Origin of the sequence: Kitasatospora sp. MY 5-36 (assembly GCF_001182915.1) — a bacterium.
Taxonomy (GTDB): domain Bacteria; phylum Actinomycetota; class Actinomycetes; order Streptomycetales; family Streptomycetaceae; genus Kitasatospora.
Map to the genome: position 1 here is coordinate 1 of NZ_LFVW01000027.1, position 20,739 is coordinate 20,739.

13 protein-coding genes, 1 pseudogene and 2 CRISPR repeat arrays are annotated in these 20,739 nt (G+C 73.0%); of the genes and pseudogenes, 8 read left to right on the forward strand and 6 right to left on the reverse strand.

The features are described from left to right. The first annotated feature begins 33 nt into the window (after window positions 1–33). A CRISPR array of direct repeats spans window positions 34–2,373; the repeat unit is 28 nt; unit sequence GTCGGCCCCGCGCTCGCGGGGGTTGCTC. 201 nt (window positions 2,374–2,574) lie between these two features. Further along, window positions 2,575–2,916: a hypothetical protein gene (locus AE652_RS02200; protein ID WP_159028321.1), complete on the reverse strand. Its 342-nt coding sequence runs from the start codon at window positions 2,914–2,916 to the stop codon at window positions 2,575–2,577. Between the two features lie 30 nt (window positions 2,917–2,946). On the opposite strand from AE652_RS02200, the gene AE652_RS02205 reads away from it, so the two are divergent. Beyond that, window positions 2,947–4,257: a cytochrome P450 gene (locus AE652_RS02205; protein WP_049649357.1), complete on the forward strand. Its 1,311-nt coding sequence runs from the start codon at window positions 2,947–2,949 to the stop codon at window positions 4,255–4,257. Between the two features lie 242 nt (window positions 4,258–4,499). Continuing rightward, window positions 4,500–5,693, forward strand: a complete 1,194-nt coding sequence (locus AE652_RS02210) for a cytochrome P450 (RefSeq protein WP_159028322.1) — start codon at window positions 4,500–4,502, stop codon at window positions 5,691–5,693. Window positions 5,694–5,757: 64 nt separating this feature from the next. Here the strand turns inward: AE652_RS02210 and AE652_RS02215 are convergent, their stop codons facing one another. From AE652_RS02215 to AE652_RS02235, 5 genes are all read right to left on the reverse strand, one after another. Further along, on the reverse strand, window positions 5,758–6,045 hold the full coding sequence (locus tag AE652_RS02215; protein WP_049649358.1) for a glycosyltransferase: 288 nt from the start codon (window positions 6,043–6,045) through the stop codon (window positions 5,758–5,760). A gap of 192 nt (window positions 6,046–6,237) precedes the next feature. Beyond that, window positions 6,238–7,140: a CRISPR direct-repeat array (repeat unit 21 nt; unit sequence GTCGGCCCCGCGCTCGCGGGG). Between the two features lie 164 nt (window positions 7,141–7,304). Continuing rightward, entirely contained in the window at window positions 7,305–7,592 is a 288-nt protein-coding gene (locus AE652_RS02220) for a glycosyltransferase (protein ID WP_049649359.1), read from the reverse strand. Window positions 7,593–9,679: 2,087 nt separating this feature from the next. Next, window positions 9,680–10,819, reverse strand: a complete 1,140-nt coding sequence (locus AE652_RS02225) for a nucleotide disphospho-sugar-binding domain-containing protein (protein WP_049649360.1) — start codon at window positions 10,817–10,819, stop codon at window positions 9,680–9,682. A gap of 72 nt (window positions 10,820–10,891) precedes the next feature. After that, complete coding sequence (locus AE652_RS02230; protein WP_049649361.1) at window positions 10,892–12,247, reverse strand: acetyl-CoA carboxylase biotin carboxylase subunit family protein; 1,356 nt, start codon at window positions 12,245–12,247, stop codon at window positions 10,892–10,894. A 118-nt stretch (window positions 12,248–12,365) separates the two neighbouring features. After that, window positions 12,366–14,426: a PEP/pyruvate-binding domain-containing protein gene (locus tag AE652_RS02235; RefSeq protein WP_049649362.1), complete on the reverse strand. Its 2,061-nt coding sequence runs from the start codon at window positions 14,424–14,426 to the stop codon at window positions 12,366–12,368. A gap of 588 nt (window positions 14,427–15,014) precedes the next feature. On the opposite strand from AE652_RS02235, the gene AE652_RS02240 reads away from it, so the two are divergent. The 6 genes and pseudogenes from AE652_RS02240 to AE652_RS02265 form a co-directional block, all read left to right on the forward strand. Then, window positions 15,015–16,754: a peptidoglycan-binding protein gene (locus AE652_RS02240; RefSeq protein ID WP_049649363.1), complete on the forward strand. Its 1,740-nt coding sequence runs from the start codon at window positions 15,015–15,017 to the stop codon at window positions 16,752–16,754. Between the two features lie 109 nt (window positions 16,755–16,863). Beyond that, the gene (locus AE652_RS47800; protein WP_234348186.1) at window positions 16,864–17,244 is read left to right on the forward strand and encodes a hypothetical protein; all 381 of its coding nucleotides are present in this window, start codon (window positions 16,864–16,866) and stop codon (window positions 17,242–17,244) included. A 192-nt stretch (window positions 17,245–17,436) separates the two neighbouring features. Further along, window positions 17,437–19,284, forward strand: coding sequence for a phage tail sheath C-terminal domain-containing protein (locus AE652_RS02250; RefSeq protein WP_049649364.1), 1,848 nt, complete (start codon window positions 17,437–17,439; stop codon window positions 19,282–19,284). A gap of 7 nt (window positions 19,285–19,291) precedes the next feature. Beyond that, window positions 19,292–19,816 carry a phage tail protein gene (locus AE652_RS02255; RefSeq protein ID WP_049649365.1) on the forward strand — a complete coding sequence of 175 codons (525 nt, stop codon included), beginning with the start codon at window positions 19,292–19,294 and terminating at the stop codon, window positions 19,814–19,816. Window positions 19,817–19,830: 14 nt separating this feature from the next. After that, window positions 19,831–20,562, forward strand: a complete 732-nt coding sequence (locus AE652_RS02260; protein ID WP_049649366.1) for a hypothetical protein — start codon at window positions 19,831–19,833, stop codon at window positions 20,560–20,562. After that, window positions 20,555–20,739: pseudogene (locus tag AE652_RS02265) on the forward strand (hypothetical protein); the annotation flags it as partial. The gene AE652_RS02260 and the pseudogene AE652_RS02265, both read left to right, overlap by 8 nt.

The window sequence follows — 20,739 nt, forward strand, 5'->3', positions numbered from 1 at the left end:
TCAGCTGGTAGCGGGTGCGCACCCGGGTGCGCAGTCGGCCCCGCGCTCGCGGGGGTTGCTCCCGGCTGGCGGACGCCGAGCACGTGCTGGACCAGTCGGCCCCGCGCTCGCGGGGGTTGCTCCGTCGACAGCTTCAGGTTCAGGGCGCCGGCGTTCGTCGGCCCCGCGCTCGCGGGGGTTGCTCCAGGCGGCAGACCCGCCGGTACAGCACGCTCGGGTCGGCCCCGCGCTCGCGGGGGTTGCTCCAGTGCCCCCGCCGACGAGACCGGGGCCTTCCGGTCGGCCCCGCGCTCGCGGGGGTTGCTCCGCCTCGGCGGCGGCCGTGGCCGAGGGGGCCTCGTCGGCCCCGCGCTCGCGGGGGTTGCTCGAGCGAGTTCTACGGCCTGGGCTCGGACGTCGTGTCGGCCCCGCGCTCGCGGGGGTTGCTCCCCCAACGACCAGCCCCATCAGGGGGCTTCGACGTCGGCCCCGCGCTCGCGGGGGTTGCTCCGGCGTCATCCCCGCGCAGGCCGCCGCCGCCCTGTCGGCCCCGCGCTCGCGGGGGTTGCTCAGGACTCCTTCCCTTAGGTGAATCTTAAAACGCGTCGGCCCCGCGCTCGCGGGGGTTGCTCCTTCCGTCGCTCGCCGCGCGACAGCTTGTCGGCCCCGCGCTCGCGGGGGTTGCTCGGCGGAGTTCTACGCCCTCGGTACCCCGGCGCAGTCGGCCCCGCGCTCGCGGGGGTTGCTCCACGGACACGGCGGAGGCCACCTCGGCCTGCCGGTCGGCCCCGCGCTCGCGGGGGTTGCTCCCGTGCGGGGCGGGGTGAACAGCGCGCCGCCCAGTCGGCCCCGCGCTCGCGGGGGTTGCTCCGGCTTCGACCGGATCCTGGGCGTCCTCATCCCGTCGGCCCCGCGCTCGCGGGGGTTGCTCCAGCCAGCGCGGCATCGAGGCGGGCCGGGCAAAGTCGGCCCCGCGCTCGCGGGGCTTGCTCCAGGCGCTCGTCCGGGCCAGGCTGGATCCCGAGGTCGGCCCCGCGCTCGCGGGGGTTGCTCCTGCAGCTGCAGCCCGGCGAGTACGTGGAGCTCGTCGGCCCCGCGCTCGCGGGGGTTGCTCCATCGAGCAGTACTACGAGAGCGACTCCGGCGGGTCGGCCCCGCGCTCGCGGGGGTTGCTCGGAGGACCCGCTCTCAGGCGTCGCGGATGACCAGTCGGCCCCGCGCTCGCGGAGGTTGCTCCGGTCGACCTGGCCGGCCAGTCCCGTCTCGGCAGTCGGCCCCGCGCTCGCGGGGGTTGCTCCCGCTACGTCGAGGCCTTCGGCACTCCGGCCGCGTCGGCCCCGCGCTCGCGGGGGTTGCTCGAGGTGACCGCCGTGGCTGCCTCGTATCGCGAGGTCGGCCCCGCGCTCGCGGGGGTTGCTCCGACACGCCCACCGGGAAGCGGCGTGGCTGCTGGTCGGCCCCGCGCTCGCGGGGGTTGCTCGGGGTCCGCTCTCCCGCAGATCCGCGAGCTGGCGTCGGCCCCGCGCTCGCGGGGGTTGCTCCGTCGAGATCAAGGCGTGGCGGACCAGCGGCTCGTCGGCCCCGCGCTCGCGAGGGTTGCTCCAGGCGGTGCGCGACTTCCGGCTCGCCCAGGAGGTCGGCCCCGCGCTCGCGGGGGTTGCTCCGCGGCGACGGTGACCGTCGCGGACGCGCTGTAGTCGGCCCCGCGCTCGCGGGGGTTGCTCGATCACCGTGGATCCCGACCACGTCCCCTACTGGTCGGCCCCGCGCTCGCGGGGGTTGCTCCCAGAAGAACGAGAGTGGAACGGGAGGGAACCAGTCGGCCCCGCGCTCGCGGGGGTTGCTCCCGGTCGGGCGGACCGCAGTTCTATGTCGAGACGTCGGCCCCGCGCTCGCGGGGGTTGCTCCGGTGCCGCGACCATCACCCTGCTGTTCCTGATGTCGGCCCCGCGCTCGCGGGGGTTGCTCCCCAATGACCCTGCCGCACGAGGACTACATGGCGTCGGCCCCGCGCTCGCGGGGGTTGCTCCTGGGGGTGTAGCTGAGGGGTTCGCGGTTGGAGTCGGCCCCGCGCTCGCGGGGGTTGCTCCCCGAGCCACCCGCTGTGCGGCTGGGGCTGTTCGTCGGCCCCGCGCTCGCGGGGGTTGCTCCGCGTCATGACCGCCGCCGAGGTCCGCACGCTGGTCGGCCCCGCGCTCGCGGGGGTTGCTCCGTCGAGAAGGCGGACGAGCACGCCGCCGCGTCGTCGGCTCCGCGCTCGCGGGGGTTGCTCCCGCTGTTCTGACCACCCACCCCCCAAGGACCGTCGGCCCCGCGCTCGCGGGGGCTGCTCCGACCGATGTTCACCACCACCACCGACCGCCTGGTCGGCCCCGCGCTCGCGCGGGTTGCTCCCTGGCCTTACAGGCACTCGTAGAAGGAAGTCTTCGGCGTGCGTCGGCAGGCGGGTGTAGAGGTCGCGGTGCAGGCTCTCGGAAGCTGCCGGTCGAGAGCGCGTGTCGGGGCCGGGCGACATCCGCGCGGAACGGGGTTCGTACGGGCGGCGCTCGGCGCCGTGCGGGTGGGCCTGGCCGGTGGGGCGGGGTGCGGGGGGGCTCAGGTGCGGCGGTGGGCGAGGGTGGCGAGGTGCGACGCCACGGCGGTCGGGCGGGGCATCGCTGCGATTGCGGTGCTGAGCTCGCGGGTGGCGCGGGTCAGGTCGTCGTCGGCGAGGAGACGGTGGCACAGGGTCGGGGTGATCTGCTCGGCGGTCGCGCCGAGGTCGGTGGTGGCGTAGGTGCGTTGCGGCCGGCGGCCCCGGTCCGTCGTGGCGGTGGGGGGAATTCGTCCGGACTCCGCGGCGGGCTTCGGCCGGCGCGGGCAAGGCGGTGTCCAGGCGTCACACCTGCGGGGGACGAGGCCGTGACCGATTCCGGCGGGTCGGAGTTGCAGGGGCATGAGCAGTGCGTTCACAGAGTGGGGTGCGTCATGACGACCAGCCCGGCGAATCCGCGCGAGGTTTCCGACGGTGACTCCGACGCACCCGGCCAGCGCGGGCTGTCCTCCTGCCCGTTGATCTTTGATCCGCAGTGCCCGAAGCTGCCCGAGGACGTGCTCGGCGGGCTGCGGGAGCAGGCGCCCGTCGTGCGGATCACCCTGCCCGGCGGGCTGCCGGCGTGGATGATCACCCGGTTCGACGATGTCCGGGCGGGGCTCGGGGACCCGCGGCTGGTGCAGTCCCCGCTCTCCGTGCCGGGGTTCACCGGCGAGGACCCCCGCATGGCGCAGATCCGGTGGCTCGGCCTGCCGGAGCGGATGAACCAGTACCTGCTGCGCGCCCTGCTGGACCTCGACGCGGCCGACCACACCCGGCTGCGCAAGGCGGTCGCACCGCACTTCACCGCGCGCCGCATCCACGCGTTGCGGCCCCGGGTGGAGCAGATCACCGACCGGCTCCTGAGCGAACTGCCCGGACGGGCGGCCGCCGACGGCAGCGTCGACTTCATCGAGGAGGTCGCCTTCCCCCTCTCGATCACGGTGATCTGCGAGATGGTGGGCGTTCCCGAGCAGGACCGCCCGCTGTGGCGCCGTTGGGCGGACGACCTCAACGGCCTGGACACCGACCTCGTCCGCGACTCCGCGCCCGCCCTCGTGGACCACGTGCTCGCGCTGATCGAGGAGCGTCGGCGCACCCCCGGCGACGACCTCATCAGCGCGATGGTGACGCCCTCCCCGGACGGTGAACCTCCCCTCCCGGAGCGGGACATCGTCACGATGACGATGCTGGTGACCAACGTCGGCTACGAGAACACCGCCTACTTCCTCGCCAACGGCCTCGCCGCCCTGCTCGCCCACCCCGACCAGCTGGACCTGCTGCGCGACGACCCTGCCCTGCTCCCCTCAGCCGTGACGGAGCTGCTGCGCTGGGGCGGCTCCGTCCCGGCGACCCGGCCGCGCTTCGCCGCCCAGGACATCGACCTGCACGGCACCCGTATCCGGGTCGGCGAGGCCGTCGTCCTCTCGCTCCTCGGTGCCAACCGCGACCGCCGGTACCACCCCGACGCCGACCGGTTCGACATCACCCGCTACCAGGACGCACAGGACGACCACGTCGCCCTCGGCCACGGCGCCCACTTCTGCCTCGGCGCCGCCCTCGTCCGCCTTGAGACGCAGGTCCTGCTCGGCGCACTGACCGCCCGGTTCCCCGGCCTCCGGCTGGCCGTCGCCCCGGACCGGCTGGAACGCGTCCACGTGCCGGGCGTGGGCCGCCGCCTCACCCGCCTCCCGCTTCACCTGTGAGCGGCCGGCGGGCCCGGGCCCTGGACGTCCTTCGCCTCCCGGGAAGCCTCCGCCGCAGAGATGTCCGACCGCCTCAGAGGTCCGACCAAATGCCCGGGGCACCGGGCCGGCCCGGAAAGGGACGACGCACGATGCCGAACGACCAGGCGGTAGCACCGCCGGCACCCGTACCAACGCCGGTACCTGCACCCGCACCCGTACTCGCCGAGCACGCCGGCGGGTGTCCGGTCCGCGAGAGCCGGATGCCCGACGGGTCCATGGGCTGGGTGGCGTCCGGCTTCGCCGAGGTCCGCGATGTCCTCACCAACCCCCGCCTGACCAGCGCACCCTCCACCCTCGCCACCGACGGCTCCCCCGACCCGCGCATCGCCGGCCTGACCGCGCTCGGGCTGCCGCCGGAGACGCACCACTACTTCCTCAACGCCATCGTCGACTTGGACCCCCCGCGCCACACCCGCCTGCGCCGGCTGGTGTCCCGCGAGTTCACCGCCCGCCGCATCCAGCTCCTCGCCCCGTCGATCGAGCTGATCACCGACCGGCTGCTCGACGAACTGCCCGACCACCGTGACGAGTTCGGCGTCGTCGACCTCGTCGAGCACTTCGCCTACCCGCTGCCGGTCGCCGTGATCTGCGAACTGGTCGGCGTCCCGGAGCCCGACCGGCGCCTCTGGTCCGACTGGAGCCGGAACCTGACGGCCGGCCACACCGAACGGCTGCGGACGGCGACACCCGCCCTGGTCCGGCATGTCCGGGAGCTGATCGACCGCCGCCGCGCGGAGCCCGGCAGCGACCTCATCAGCGGGATGCTCCAGGCGCGAGACGACAGCGCGGACGTCGGCCCGGACAGCGGCCCGGACAGCGGCCCCTCCAACGCGGCGATGAGCGAGGACGAGATGGTCAGCATGACCCTCATCCTCGTCCTGGCCGGCCACGAGACCACCGCCCACCTGATCGCCAACGGCACCCTGGCCCTGCTCACCCACCCCGACCAGCTCGCCCTGCTGCGCCGGGACCGCACGCTGCTACCGCACGCCGTCGAGGAACTGCTGCGCTGGTGCGGCCCGGTGCCCTCCGCGCGCCTGCGGTACGCCGACCGCGACCTCGTCCTGCGGGGCGTGCACATCCGCAGGGGTGAGGCCGTCCACCCCCACCTCGACGCCGCCAACCTCGACCTGCGGCACCACGACCGCGCCAAGCGGCTCGACCTGACCCGGAAGCGGGCCGCCCAGGCCGACCACCACCTCTCGTTCGGGTACGGCATCCACTTCTGCCTGGGCGCGGTGCTGGCCAGGCTGGAAGCGGCCATCGCCTTCGGGCGGCTCCTCGACCGCTACCCCGGACTGTCACTCGCGGCGGACCCCGGCACCCTGATCCCCGGCGACCGCCCGGTCGGCTGGGAGCTGAACCACCTGCCGCTGCACCTGGGGCGGGTCTGACGGACCGTCCGGCGACGGGCGGTGGGCCCCGGATCGGTCGGCGCCCGGTGCCGGGCGGGGTGGCTCAGGGGGTGGGGTGGGTGAGGGTGGTGAGGTGCTCCGCCACGGTGGTCGGGCTGGGCATCGCCGCGATTTCGGTGCTGACCTCGCGGGCGGCGCGGGTCAGGGTGTCGTCGGTGAGGAGGCGGTGGAGCAGGGCCGGGGTGATCTCCTCGGCGGTCGCGCTGAGGCCGGCTCCGCGCTGGTGGACGGCGGCCGCGGTGATGAAGCGGTCGGAGCCGTCGGGCAGGACCAGCTGGGGGATGCCCGCATCGAGTGTGCCAAGGGTGGTGCTGCTGCCGCCTGGTACCACTGCCAGCGGTCATCGACCATGCCTCGACCTCCATGCCCGAGTACGCTTCGGAGCGTAGATCGAGGCACTGACAATCCACCCTGAATTCACGAAGAGACAACGATCGGCGCATGAGGTCTGCTCTGGGAAGCCAACCGAATCGAACTGAATCAACCAGCGCCAGTTGACGCAGATCACCGCAGGTCAGGAAGTGTCGGCCCCGCGCTCGCGGGGATTGCTCCATCAGGCGCCCTCCCCGATCCGGCCGATGAGGGTCGGCCCCGCGCTCGCGGGGATTGCTCCGTGTGGACGGGCCTCCGGCCCCGGAACGACTTGTCGGCCCCGCGCTCGCGGGGATTGCTCGGTCCTCTCCGACCGCCTCAAGCGTCTCCAACCGTCGGCCCCGCGCTCGCGGGGATTGCTCCCGGAAAATCGGTGCCGGGTTGCATAAGCCAACCGTCGGCCCCGCGCTCGCGGGGGTTGCTCCTGCTTCCCGTACAGGTGACGGGCGCTCAGCCGGTCGGCCCCGCGCTCGCGGGGGTTGCTCCCAGCAGGCCTCCGTGGGCTACAGCGCGTCCGCGTCGGCCTCGCGCTCGCGGGGATTGCTCGCGCCTCGGCGGCGGCGAGCCGGCGTTCGACGACGCGTCGGCCCCGCGCTCGCGGGGGTTGCTCCACCCTCCGCCTGACTACCACCTCGCCGCCCGGGTCGGCCCCGCGCTCGCGGGGGTTGCTCCTGGTGGCCGCCGTCGGTCTGGAGACGGACGCGCAAGGCCGGGAGTTCACGTCGCAGTCGGCCCCGCGCTCGCGGGGGTTGCTCCACCTTCTTCTCCGAGCAGGTCATCACCGGGAAGTCGGCCCCGCGCTCGCGGGGGTTGCTCCATGGGCGGCGAAGGGGAGATCGAGGTAGACGTGTCGGCCCCGCGCTCGCGGGGGTTGCTCCTCCCTGACGAACGACTGGCGGCCGGCCACGCCGGTCGGCCCCGCGCTCGCGGGGGTTGCTCCTTCCCGGTGATGGTGTGGGATGTCTCGGTGGCGTCAGCCCCGCGCTCGCGGGGGTTGCTCCGAGGCTGCGGGCCCGTCCTGTATGCCGCCCAGGTCGGCCCCGCGTTCGCGGGGTTGCTCCCCTGCATGGTAGGCCCGCGCAGAAGGGAGCCCCCCGGCGCGTGCCGGGGGGCTCTCATTGTGGCGTCTCGGTGCTGACCGAGTGGGCCCTGTCTCACGGCGGCCAACTGGTGTGGGGATCTCGGTGCAGGCTCTCGGGAGTTGCAGGGTGGGGTGGCTCAGGTGGTGGGGTGGGCGAGGGTGGTGAGGTGAGACGCCACGGTGGTCGGGCAGGGCATCGCCGCGATTTCGGTGCTGACCTCGCGGGCGGCGCGGGTCAGGGTGTCGTCGGAGAGGAGGCGGTGGAGCAGGGCCGGGGTGATCTCCTCGGCGGTCGCGCTGAGGCCGGCTCCGCGCTGGTGGACGGCGGCCGCGGTGATGAAGCGGTCGGAGCCGTCGGGCAGGACCAGCTGGGGGATGCCCGCATCGAGTGTGCCAAGGGTGGTGCTGCTGCCGCCTGGTACCACTGCCAGCGGTCATCGACCATGCCTCGACCTCCATGCCCGAGTACGCTTCGGAGCGTAGATCGAGGCACTGACAATCCACCCTGAATTCACAAATAGACAACGATCGGCGCATGAGGTCTGCTCTGGGAAGCCAACCGAATCGAACTGAATCAACCAGCGCCAGTTGACGCAGATCACCGCAGGTCAGGAAGTGTCGGCCCCGCGCTCGCGGGGATTGCTCCCCGGTGACGATCTCCGTGTGCGAGCCGTTGCCGTCGGCCCCGCGCTCGCGGGGATTGCTCCGGCGTGCCCCTCCTTTGTTCCATTCAGTTGATGTCGGCCCCGCGCTCGCGGGGATTGCTCCCTGGTGCACGCCCGCTTCACCGGCGGTGGACGGTCGGCCCCGCGCTCGCGGGGATTGCTCTCCCAGGCGGCACCGGGCGCCGGTATCCCCGGGGTCGGCCCCGCGCTCGCGGGGATTGCTCCCGCCTGGACACCGCCCCCGCCGTGGACGCCTTGTCGGCCCCGCGCTCGCGGGGATTGCTCCATCAACCTCGGCACCGTGAACGGCGGCCAGAGGTCGGCCCCGCGCTCGCGGGGATTGCTCCTCGGCATGTCCCGTGCCGCCTTCTACCGGATGGTCGGCCCCGCGCTCGCGGGGATTGCTCCTACGCCCACTGGGAGGAGCAGGCGGGCGCCGCGTCGGCCCCGCGCTCGCGGGGATTGCTCCGGGGCTGAGTTTGCCGGCGCGGGCAAGCCGCGGTCGGCCCCGCGCTCGCGGGGATTGCTCGGGCTGGACGGTCTGGGTGTTGCCGTCGCCGACGTCGGCCCCGCGCTCGCGGGGATTGCTCCGGGGGGTGCTCGGTGTTGTAGCGGCGCAGCCAGTCGGCCCCGCGCTCGCGGGGATTGCTCCAGACCATTCGCCAGTGGATCGACTCCGGCAAGGTCGGCCCCGCGCTCGCGGGGATTGCTCCCTGTTCACCGTCATCGCCCTGCCCCCGGGCAAGTCGGCCCCGTGCTCGCGGGGATTGCTCCGAGTACAGTGCGCCCGGGTCGGCGCCGGGGTGGTCGGCCCCGCGCTCGCGGGGATTGCTCCCAGCCCCAGGCGTCCGGGTCGGCGGACCAGCGGTCGGCCCCGCGCTCGCGGGGGTTACTCCAGGACCTCGGTCGGTGAGATGGGCGAGGTTCGGTCGGCCCCGCGCTCGCGGGGGTTGCTCGCGGCGCCGGGTCACAGGCCTTCGGTGTCGCCCGGTCGGCCCCGCGCTCGCGGGGGTTGCTCCGGCTGTTCCGGTTCTGCGAGTTCATGAGCCAGGTCGGCCCCGCGCTCGTGGGGGTTGCTCCCATGGCGGCGGACCCAATGCCGCCCCCACCCCGTCGGCCCCGCGCTCGCGGGGGTTGCTCCTCCAAGCTCCGCCAGACCAGCCCGGACGTGGAGTCGGCCCCGCGCTCGCGGGGGTTGCTCCGCCAGGACGCCGTTCATGCGCAGCGCGGCGGAGTCGGCCCCGCACTCGCGGGGGTTGCTCCTCGCGGAAGCCGTTGTTGAGGAAGTACAGGCCGTCGGCCCCGCGCTCGCGGGGGTTGCTCTCCTCGACCGATCCCAGGCTCGTCCGGACGGGCGTCGGCCCCGCGCTCGCGGGGGTTGCTCCAGGTCGATCACGGCGTTGATCGCGCTCTTGGCGTCGGCCCCGCGCTCGCGGGGGTTGCTCCTCGGAGGCGAGGTGCTCGGGGTGGGGACAGGGGTCGGCCCCGCGCTCGCGGGGGTTGCTCCCAGCTCATCACCGAGCGGCTCCAGCGCCGCGCGTCGGCCCCGCGCTCGCGGGGGTTGCTCCTGCCACCACCAGGTCGCGGAGTGGTGCCGGCCGTCGGCCCCGCGCTCGCGGGGGTTGTTCCCCCAGTTCCCAGTCCGCAGCGCCGTACAGCAGGTCGGCCCCGCGCTGCGGGGGTTGCTCCCCTGCATGGTAGGCCCGCGCAGAAGGGAGCCCCCCGGCGCGTGCCGGGGGGCTCTCATTGTGGCGTCTCGGTGCTGACCGAGTGGGCCCCTGTCGCACGGCGGCCAACTGGTGTGGGGATCTCGGGGCAGGCCCTCGAGAGTTGCCGAGTGGGGTGGCTCAGGGGGTGGGGTGGGTGAGGGTGGTGAGGTGCTCCGCCACGGTGGTCGGGCTGGGCATCGCCGCGATTTCGGTGCTGACCTCGCGGGCGGCGCGGGTCAGGGTGTCGTCGGTGAGGAGGCGGTGGAGCAGGGCCGGGGTGATCTCCTCGGCGGTCGCGCTGAGGCCGGCTCCGCGCTGGTGGACGGCGGCCGCGGTGATGAAGCGGTCGGAGCCGTCGGGCAGGACCAGCTGGGGGATGCCCGCGTCGAGTGCGCCGAGGGCGGTGCTGCTGCCGCCGTGGTGGATGGCGGCGGCGCAGGTCGACAGCAGGGCCCGCCACGGGACCCAGCCGTACGGGCGGACGTTGTCCGGCAGGCTGCCGAGCGTACCGAGGTCGAGTTCGCCGGTGGCGAGGACGAACTCGGCGTCGATGTCGGCGGCTGCCGCGATGACCCGCTCGATCCTGGTGAGACCGTCGGTCTTGGGCGGGACGGTGCCCAGCGTCACCGCCACGCGCGGGCGGTGGGCGGGTGCGGCCAGCTCGGCGGGGACGTCGCCTTCGCCGTTGTAGGCGACGGGCCGCATCGAGGAGCCGTACCGCTCGTCGCCGGCCATGCTGGGCGGCGCGAGGTCGATGGTGTCCGCCGGGTCGGGCAGCCGGTCGATTCCGTGCCGGGCGAAGGTGTCCGCCATTTCGGCGAGCATCAGCGCGCGCAGCTTCGGGGTGCGGGCGAATCCGAGGTCGTGCTGGACGGCGGGCACGCCGAGGCGGGTCGCCGCGAGCAGGGCCACCGGGAACTGGTACTCGTACACCACCAGGTCCGGCCGCCACTGCGCGGCGAGTTCGACCGTCTCGTCGGCGACCTGGCTGTTGACGTGGGCGGCCAGCGGGACGAAGGCCTCGCGGTCGGCCGAGTTGCTCTCGACCACCCGCCGCATCAGGTCGGGCCGCCGGGTGCGGCCGGCCTCCCTGATCTCCTTGCGCCAGTCGACCCCGGGCGCGATGGGCAGGTACGGCAGCCCGGACGCGGCGACCCCTTCGCCGCCGTCCATCGAGGCCACCGCGACCTCGTGGCCGAGCTCGCGCATCGCCCTGGCCAGTGGGACCAGCGGGAAGAGGTGGCCCAGGCCGGGTGCGCCGGCGAACAGTACACGCATGATGGAACCTCGGTGGAAGGGAAGGGAAGGGAAGGGAGGCGGAGGGAGGAGGGAGGAAAAACAGGAGGGGCGTCAGGAGGCGGCCCGGTGCAGGGCGGCTTCCATGCCGTTCAGCACGGCGTTGCAGTCGCGCTGCAGGGTGGCGGCGTCGACGGCGCTGAGCAGGTAGACCCCGAGCCAGTTGCGCGAGCCGGCGGACGGGTCGAAGGCGGGGACGGGCCGGCCGGCGGGCATCGCGAAGGCGGGGACGGCTTCGATGGTGCTGCCCGGGGAGAGCAGGCTCTGCCATTCGACGGCCTGCGGGTTCCAGAGCGGGGTGCTCTGCCAGGGCACGCCCGAGGCGTCGGCCGGGACGACGGCCAGTGACGCGGCGGCCCGGGTACCGGTGGTGGGCATGGCCTCGGGGTAGTCGACGCGCTCGCCGAGCAGTTGGCGGACCAGCATGCCGATCGGGTCGAGTCCGAAGACCTCGTGGACCTGCCTGGTGGTGAGCAGGCCGCCGAACCTGGCCGCGGTCTCGATGACGACCAGTTCGCCGTCCTTCATCAGCTTCAGCTCGGTGTGGGTGCCGCAGTTCTCCAGCCCGAGCGCGTCGACGGCCTGTCGGGAGACCTCCTCGATCCGGCGCTGGACCGGCACCGTCATGACGGAGGGCGAGGTACTGGCCACCTCGACGAAGGACGGTACGGTCGGCAGCTTGGCGGTGATGGCCAGGGGGCGGTAGACGCCGTCCGCGACGATCCCCTCCACGCTGACGTAGTCGCCGTAGCCGGGCTCCTCGTACCAGCCCTCGGTGGAGCCCTGGGCGATCTCCTCGACGAGGCGGTCGTGGTCGGTGGCGGCGGCGTACAGCTCGTTCATGCCGACCCGGCTTCCGGCCTGGAGTCCGCGCTCGATCTCGGCCCACGCCGGGGCGGCGTCCTCGGGCTTGTCCAGCACGATCTGGGCGACCGACCCGGCGCCCCAGGCCGGCTTGAGCAGCAGCGGGGGTGTGAACTCGGCCAGCGCGGTGTCCAGGTCGGCGAGGCTGTCGACCCGGCGGAACGCGGGTATCGGGACCCCGGCGGCGGCCCAGGCCTCGCGCATCAGCCGCTTGTCCCTGGCGCGGACGATCCCCTCGCCGGGGCCGGCCAGGTTGAGGCGGATCGCGGCCTGGGCGACGGCCAGGACCGCGAACTCCGAGAGGGTCAGCACCGCGTCGGCTCCGATGGCCTTCGCGTACTCGACGATCAGCTCGACCAGGTCGTCCCCGCGCGGCGCCTCGGGCACCAGCTCGATGCTGGTGCAGCTGGGCCGCCACACGTCCTCCCCGGACGCGGGCAGCGGCGCCAGTGCGAGGACGTGCAGCTCCCCGCAGGCGGCGATGCGCGGGAAGGCGTACTCCAGCGGGGCGCCGCCCTTGACGTAGACGTACAGAATCCGGTTCAACGTACTTGCTCCTGAGGGAAGTTCACTCGTGGGCGGCCACGGGAAAGGGCGCGGAGGGGCACACGGGCGCGCTCGTGCGCGGGCCCGTGCGGTGTTCCGGCGATATCAGCCGACGATGTCAGCCGGCGGTGTGGAAGGGCCGCAGCTGCAGCAGGCTGATCTGGTCGCCCTCGATCGCCCACTCGATGTCGACCGGGGTTGCGTACGTCTCGTCGGGCGAGAAGTGCGACTGCAACAGCCTGCTGATCAGGGCCAGTCGGCGTACGAGGTCCTTGGTCCCGGCGTCCAGGTCGGTGGCGGCGGTGCCGAGCGAGACGGTGCGGCTGCCGCCTTCCATGGTGTTGCACAGGTACTGGAGCGGGGCGCCCCGGCCGGAGACCACGTCGGTCACGGAGCGCGGCGAGATGTTGAGGTAGACGTTGCGGAAGTCCTGCGGGCTCAGCGGGTTGCAGGTGACCAGGACGCCGCCGACGGTGGCTCCGACCTGTTCCTGGACGATCACGGCCATCCGGCAGTGGTCCAGGGGGATGCCCGCCTGGCGGCGCAGCAGGACCGCGCGGGGTGAGAACAGCGAGGCCCAGACCTCGCGGACCGCGTCGAGGACGGCGTCCGTGCCGCTGGCGTCGGCCACCGATTCGTAGAGTCCGGCGGCGGAGAAGCCGGCCAGGTCCTCGGCGTTGGAGGAGCTGCGGACGACCTGGACGCGGGCGCCGTACAGGTGCCGGTCGATCGCCCGGTCGATCTCGGTGCGGATCGGGTCGGGCAGCGGGGTGTCGCGGATCAGCCGCTGGGCTTCGAGGCAGAGGGCCTCGATGCGCTCCTCGATGCGTTCCTCGATCCGCCTCCCCTCGTGGAGCGAAGTCCCGTCCCGGAGGGCGGAGTCCAGCCGGTCGACGGCGGTGCGGAGCTCCGCCGAGGAGTCGAGGAAGCGCTGCTGGAGGGAGAACGGCAGCACGATGCCGCGCGGCACGTGGGCGTACTCCTTCACCAGGAGCTGCGCGGCGGCGTCCAGTTCGGCCGTGTCCGCGTCCTCCGGGAGGCCGAGTTGCCGGGCGAGGTAGCGCAGCAGGTTGTCCCGGGGCGGCCGGGGCACGCTGTAGAAGCCGAGCCAGCGCGGTGAGCCGTGCTGGAGCAGGTGGGTGAGTTCGCCGAGGTTGGCGGCCTTGGTGCCGAACCGGACGTGGTCCCCTTCGCGCAGTGCGGACAACGGGGTGACCGGCGTGGGCGTGAGGTCGGGCAGGTCCACGGCGACGCGGTCGGCCGGCGGGGTCGGCGGGGCTTCCTCGCGGTCGCCGGGCCGGGCGGCTTCGAGGAGGATCTCTCCGCCGTCGGCTTCGACGCGGTAGTGCACCCAACATCGGTCGTGCAGCCCGGCGCGGTCGATGCGCTCGACGGCTTCGACGCCGACGGCGTTGGGGATGCGCCATCCGGCGGCCATCACGTTGATGTGGGAGAGCGGTGTGGTGTGCTCGGTGTGGATGATGCCGGAGACCCGGGGGATGTCCTCGGGCACCCGGGGCATCACCACGATGTCGTGCCACTCCAGCGGCTCGGGGTCGGCCCGGTACTCCTCCTCCGAGCCGAACACGCGCAGCCGACCGTGGGCGGTCCCGGCGTTCAGCGGTACGTAGGAGGCCGCGGAGTAGAGCTCGTGGGACAGGACGCGCGGTATCTCGGTCTCCGGTATGCGGGCGAGATAGCCCTCCTGCTCGTGGCCGGCCGGCTTGAGGACGAGCGGCAGCGAGGGGTCGATGTGCTCGCGCACCCGGTGGTAGAAGAACCGGAGCATGTCCTGGGACATGGTGTCGACGTCGACGGTTTCCAGGGACAGGAAGGTGTCGGCCTCGCCGTTTTCCGCGGCGCGGCGGGTGTGGCGGGCGAGGGTGCCGAGATAGAAGCGACGGTCGGGATTCCGGTACACGTCGTCATTGAACGAATCGAGTCCGCGCGCCAGTTCGTCGATCGACATGCCGAGGATCTCGCACGCGATGTAGCGGACGTGGAGGGTGCCGTCGGCGCTGTCGATGAAGTGGAGCACCGACTCGTCGCGGTCGAGTACGACTTTCACATAGGGATAGCCCCCGACCTGGCCGGCGAGCTCGGAGAACTCCTCCAGGGTGAGCTTTTCGCCGGCGAGGCGGGGCCGCGTGGTCGCGTCGTTGCGATCCGAACGGGTCATGCGCACAGTTCAGCCATTCTTCGTCGTGTACACGATCAGTACACCTGGTGCAGAAGGGTCGGTACGACGGCGCCCACATTGCCATTCGATTTCAATGTTTGACGAATGGTCATGTCACATCAGGCCATCATGGAACGATCCGGCCACGGGAATCCGATAGGGGAATCCGCCCCGCCGCATCAAGCTGTGGTAAAGGTCACAACAAGGGGTGACCGGTGCTTGGTGAGCGATCGAGCATTTCCGGAATCATTGATTCCTGTACGACCTCAGGAGGGCGCGCGCACTCCTCGCGCACCCTCCCCGCGCACCCCGATCGGAGCCGGCCGACGGATCCGGCGGCCCCGGCGGCCTCGGCGGCACACCGGGGCAGGACAGGGCGTACGACCCTCCAGTGCCAGTGGCATATTGCCCGGAACGGCCCACTCCCGGATGCGGCGAAAGTGCGCAGATCCCTTGTATTTCAAGGGAGTTGACGCATACCGGGGGGTACGGTGAGGTGGGCATGACGCTCCGGTCGGCGTCGCGTCCCGGGCTCGGGCCCGGGCGGGTCGGCCGTAGCTGCCATCGGCGCGAAGGGGGAGCTTCCTGATGGCATACGCGAAGGGTTATGACGTCTCCGACTTCCAGTCGGGCATTCCGGGGGACGCGGAGTTCGTCTTCATCAAGGCCACCGAGGGCGGCCGCACCGGTCAGTCGGGGTACACCGACAAGCTGGCGGACGCCCGGGGGCGGGGACTGGTGGTCGGGCACTACCACTTCCTGCACGCGGAGAACCCGGTCGACGGCGAGATCGAGCACTTCTGCCGGGTCGTCGGGCAGGTGCCCGCGGGCGAGCTGCTGGTGCTGGACTTCGAGCCGTACGGGCAGTCCGTCGCCGACGGCGACGCGACCGCGGCGAAGAACCAGTGGCTGGCGGCGGTCAAGCAGCGCTACCCGGACCACCTGGTCGGGCTCTACACCAACCGGGACTACTGGTTCCGGACGGACGACAACGCGGGCGACTTCCTGTGGATCGCGGACTACGTGTCCCCGGGTTCGCCGCGCGTCCAGGCCTCCTGGCGCTTCCACCAGTACAGCGACGACCCGCTCGACGCGGACGTCTTCAACGGCTCGCTGGACGAGTTGAGGGCGTGGGCCGGCAGCGGCCAGGCCCCGGCCCCCGACACGCCCGCGCCGACGCCGACGCCGAATCCCACGCCCTCGGTGCCCGACTGGCCGGGGCTGCAGCTGGTGAGCCGGGACCAGTGGGGCGCGCGGGCATGGCGCGAGCCCAACGGTTCGATCCCGTACGCCGGTGCGCGCGCGGGGGTGAAGGTGCACTACCTGGGCACCCGGTACGCCTTCGACACCCACGACACCTGCCCGGCCTACGTGCGGCGCCTCCAGGCCTCGCACATGAACGACGACGGCTGGTCGGACATCGGCTACAGCTTCGTGGTCTGCGAGCACGGCTTCGTGTACGAGGGCCGCGGCCTGAACCGGCGCAACAGCGCCAACGGCGACGTCCCGCTCAACGAGGCCCACTACGCGGTGTGCGGGCTGGTCGGCTCCTCCGGGTCGACGGAGCCGACCCCGGAGCAGCTCAACGGGCTGCGGGACGCGATCGAGTACTGCGAGCAGCAGGGCCCGGCGGGCCCGGAGATCAAGGGGCACCAGGACGGCTACTCGACCGACTGCCCCGGCCCGGCGCTGTACGCCTGGGTGCGGTCCGGTGCGCCGCGCCCGTCCGGGACGGTGGTCACCCCGCCGTCCCAGCCCGCGCCGCAGCCCGACCCGACGCCGGCCCGCTACCAGAACAGCGTCGGCGGCCTGTCGTACGGCTACGGCGCGCACGGTCCGCAGGTCACCATCGTCGGCGAGGCGCTGGTGGCGGCGAACTTCGGCTCGCACTACACCCAGGGCCCCGGCCCGGACTGGACCGACGCCGACACCCTCAACTACGCCGACTACCAGCGCAGTCTGGGGTACTCGGGCGGGGACGCGGACGGCGTGCCCGGCGAGGCCTCGCTGCGCCGGCTGCTGGGCGGGGCGGTCCCGCTGGCCGAGGTGTCGAAGTCCCGGGTGGTCGCGGCCGCCCGCCAGGACCCGGACGCGGCCCAGGGCGCCACCACGTACCCGGACGACGTGTACACGGTGGAGCAGGCGCTCCGCGCCGAGGGGCTGCTCGACGGGCAGTGGGTCGACGGCTCGTTCGGCACCAGCACCATCGACGCCTACGCCGCCCTGCAGCGCCGGTACGGGTACAGCGGGCAGCAGGCGGACGGCATTCCCGGCATCGACTCGCTGACGCGGCTCGGCCAGGCGCACGGCTTCACGGTCACCGGCTGATCGACGGCCACCGGCTGATCCACGGCCACCGGCCGATCCGCGGTCGCCAACTGATCCGTGGTCGCCAGCTGTTCCGCAGTCACCGGCCGACGTCGTCCGAGGAGGATCGATGTACCAAATCGCCCTGTCCCTGTGGCGCACCTGTGTGCCCTACATCGTGGCGTTCCTGGCGGTGCAGGCGGCGCGGCTCGGCCTCCACCTGGACAACGCCTCCGTCACCTCCGCCCTGGTCACCGGCTTCGGTACGGCCTACTACGCGGTGTTCCGCTTCCTGGAGCACCGGTTCGGCGCGGCCTGGGGCTGGTTCCTGGGGGCCGCCAGGCCGCCGTCCTACCAGCCGCCGGCGGCCACCCCGCCGGCGGCCGCCAAGCCGGTAGCGGCCACGCCGACCACGGCGGCCACCACACCGGCCGCACCGACGGCGACCGAGCCGCCCACGCCGCCGACGACCACCCGCCCCGACTACCGGAACCTGCCCGAAGGCGGCTGACCGGCCGGACGGGAGACCGACCCGGGGTTGCGGAATTCCCTGCTCCGCAACCCCACGAAATAGGCGCAGTAATACAATTAAGTTTCTCAGTTCAGGTCTTGACGAATAGTCACCCGATTATGAAACTGAGCCTGCCACCACTGCATCGGGCACCATCGGTCCCTTGATGCACGAAGTGAACGGAGGGGGAATTTGCCGACGATACCGACCTACCCCGGCGTCTACATCGAAGAACTTCCCAGCAGCGTCCGTACCATCACCGCGGTGAGCACCTCGGTGACCGCCTTCGTCGGGGCCACCCGGCGCGGCCCGCTCGACCAGCCGGTCACCCTCACCAGCTTCGCGGACTTCGAGCGCCGTTTCGGCGGACTCGCGGCGCAGAGCCCGGTCAGCTACGCCGTCCAGCAGTTCTTCCTGAACGGGGGCTCGGTCGCGGTCGTCGTCCGGGTCGCGGCGGCCGGCACCGGCGCCGCCGCGGCCGCCACGCTCACCTCGACGCAGACCTCCACCGCGACCCCGGTCCTGGACGTCACGGCCGTCGAGCCGGGGCTCTGGGGCGGGACGCTGCGGGTCGCCGTGGACTACCGGACGCCCACGCCCGGCGACACGTTCAACCTCCAGGTGTTCGACACCTCGGGCGCGGTCCGGGAGTCCTTCGCGGACCTGTCGGTCCAGGACGGCAGCCCCCGGTTCGCCGAGACGGTGGTGAACAGCGGCTCGGCGGTGGTCCGGGTGAAGGTCCGGGCGGCGAGCCGGCCGGACCCGGTGGGCACCGTGTCCAAGCCGTTCGCGGCCACCCTGCCCGACCTCACCCACGAGGTCCAGGTGAAGATCGGCGACGTGACGCGGACGGTCAGGATCTACGACCCGGCCGTGGACGGCGCCGCGCCGACCACCGTCACCGAGCTCGCCCTGCTGCTCGAACGCAAGCTCCGCGCGCTGCCCGACGCCCCGGGCAGGCGGGTCTTCGCGGGCACCCGGGTGACGGCGTTCGGCCGGCAGCTCCAGGCCGTCGCCGGCTCCACCGACCCGGCCGACGTGGTCCGCTTCCTCGGCGAGGCGGCCAACAACCTCGGCCTGGAGGGCTCGGTCAGCCCGCCGGTCTTCGCCCTCGCCGGCGGCCAGGACGGCGGGGCCCCCGGGCTGACCGACCTGATCGGCAGCGAGGCGGGCAAGACCGGCATCCAGGCGCTGCGCGACGTGCAGGACGTCAACCTGCTGGTGCTGCCCGAACTGGCCGGCTACGCCGACGTGGACGACGCCGTCACGGTGGTCTCGGCCGCCCAGGCGCTCTGCGTGGAGAAGCGGATGTTCCTGATCGTCGACTCGCCGCAGGCGTGGACGACGCTGGACGCCGCCCGGGCCGGCCTGTCCGCCTTCGACTCGGTGCGCGGCGACCACGCGGCGCTGTACTTCCCGCACCTGGAGCTGGTCGACCCGCTCACCGGGCGGCTGCGCGCCTTCCCGCCGTCCGGCACCGTCGCCGGGGTGATCGCGCGCACCGACGGCCAGCGGGGCGTGTGGAAGGCCCCGGCGGGCACGGAGGCCGGCCTGCCCGGGGTGCGCGCCCTGACCGTCCCGATGACGGACCGGGAGAACGGCCTGCTGAACCCGCTCGCGGTGAACTGCCTGCGGACGTTCCCCGTGGTGGGCCCCGTGGTGTGGGGGGCCAGGACCCTGGCCGGCGCCGACGTGCTCGGCTCGCAGTGGAAGTACGTGCCGGTGCGGCGCCTCGCGCTGATGCTGGAGGAGAGCCTCTACCGCGGCACGAAGTGGGTCGTGTTCGAGCCCAACGACGAGCGGCTGTGGGCGCAGATCCGGCTGAACGTGGGCACGTTCCTGCACTCGCTGTTCCAGCAGGGCGCGTTCCAGGGCACGTCCGCGCGCTCGGCCTACTTCGTCAAGTGCGACCGGGACACCACCACCCAGGACGACGTCAACCGCGGCGTGGTGAACGTCGTGGTCGGGTTCGCGCCGCTCAAGCCCGCGGAATTCGTGATCGTCAAAATCGAGCAACTCGCCGGACAGTTCGAGGTTTAGGATCTCCATGGTCGAGTTCACCGTCAATCCGCACCGGTTCGATCCGTACAAGAACTTCAAGTTCCTGGTCGTCTGGGACGGACGGGTCGTCGCCGGAATCAGCAAGATCAGCCCGCTCAAGCGCACCACCGAGGTGGTGAAGCACCGCAGCGGGGGCGATCCGAGCGCGCCGCGCAAGTCGCCGGGCCGCACCGACTTCGAGGCGGTCACCCTGGAGCGCGGGGTCACCCACGACCCGGAGTTCGACCGCTGGGCCAACAAGGTCTGGATGGTCGGCGCGGGCCGCGGGGCGGAGGTCTCGCTCCGGGACTTCCGCAAGGACCTGGTGATCCAGGTGCTCAACGAGGCCGGCCAGGTGGCGGTCGCCCACAAGCTGTACCGCGCCTGGCCGAGCGAGTACCAGGTGCTGGGCGAACTGGACGCCAACGCCAACGCGGTGGCCATCCAGAGCCTCAAGCTGGAGGTCGAGGGCTGGGAACGGGACGAGGAGACGCCCGAGCCGGAAGAGCCCTCGTTCCAGCAGCCGGCCTGAGGGGCCTGAGCGCGATGGAACTCGCGGGGGAGGCGGCCCTGTTGGCCACCTGGGAGGCCGGGGTGGCGGCCGGCCGCAGCGGGCGGGCCCTGCTGCTGCACGCCGTCGCCCGGCCCGCCGCCGGGCCGGAGGAGCTGCTGGCCGTACCGGTCGGCGAGCGGGACGCCGAACTGTTCGGCCTGCGCGGCGAGTTGTTCGGCGAACAGCTCACCGTACGGGTGGGCTGCCCGGGGTGCGCCGAGGAGATGGAGTTCGACTTCGACGCCGGACAGGTGGTCGGTGCCGGTCGACCGGCCGCCGGGCCGCTGCGGGTGGAGTCGGACGGCTGGCGGGTCGGCTTCCGGCTGCCCACCACCGGCGACCTGGCCGCCGCCGAACAGGCCCCCGCGGGCGAGGCCAGGACCGTCCTGCTGGAGCGGTGCGTCCTGAGCGCCGAGCACGACGGGGAGCCGGTGCCCGCCCGGCGGCTCCCCGAGCCGGTCCAGCGGCAGGTGGCCGAGGCCGCCGCCGCGGCCGACCCCTGCGCGGACGTCCGGCTGAACCTCGGCTGCCCCGACTGCGGCCGGCAGGCCCTCGCCGAACTGGACATCGCCTCCCACCTCTGGGAGGAGCTGGACGCCTGGGCCCGCGCGACCCTGCTCGACGTCCACCTGCTGGCCACCGCCTACGGCTGGAGCGAGCCGGAGGTCCTGGCGCTCAGCCCGCTGCGGCGCCGCTACTACCTGGAGCTGTGCGCAGATGCCTGACTACTTCGACCGCCTGGTCGCGAAGGGCGGCCCCGGCGGGGACACCGTCCGCGTCCGGCCGCGCCTGCCGGGGCCGTTCGAACGGATCGAGACGCTCGGGGCGGCGCCGCCGCCCGTCGAGGAGGCGGCCGCGTCGGGCCGGGAGGCCGGACAGCCCGGGCCCGCGCCACTCCCCCG

Coding starts and splice junctions, on each gene's coding strand:
- AE652_RS02200 (WP_159028321.1), bottom strand. CDS start 2,916: ATGCCCCTGCAACTCCGACCCGCCGGAATCGGTCACGGCCTCGTCCCC.
- AE652_RS02205 (WP_049649357.1), top strand. CDS start 2,947: ATGACGACCAGCCCGGCGAATCCGCGCGAGGTTTCCGACGGTGACTCC.
- AE652_RS02210 (WP_159028322.1), top strand. CDS start 4,500: ATGCCCGACGGGTCCATGGGCTGGGTGGCGTCCGGCTTCGCCGAGGTC.
- AE652_RS02225 (WP_049649360.1), bottom strand. CDS start 10,819: ATGCGTGTACTGTTCGCCGGCGCACCCGGCCTGGGCCACCTCTTCCCG.
- AE652_RS02235 (WP_049649362.1), bottom strand. CDS start 14,426: ATGACCCGTTCGGATCGCAACGACGCGACCACGCGGCCCCGCCTCGCC.
- AE652_RS02240 (WP_049649363.1), top strand. CDS start 15,015: ATGGCATACGCGAAGGGTTATGACGTCTCCGACTTCCAGTCGGGCATT.
- AE652_RS47800 (WP_234348186.1), top strand. CDS start 16,864: ATGTACCAAATCGCCCTGTCCCTGTGGCGCACCTGTGTGCCCTACATC.
- AE652_RS02255 (WP_049649365.1), top strand. CDS start 19,292: ATGGTCGAGTTCACCGTCAATCCGCACCGGTTCGATCCGTACAAGAAC.
- AE652_RS02260 (WP_049649366.1), top strand. CDS start 19,831: ATGGAACTCGCGGGGGAGGCGGCCCTGTTGGCCACCTGGGAGGCCGGG.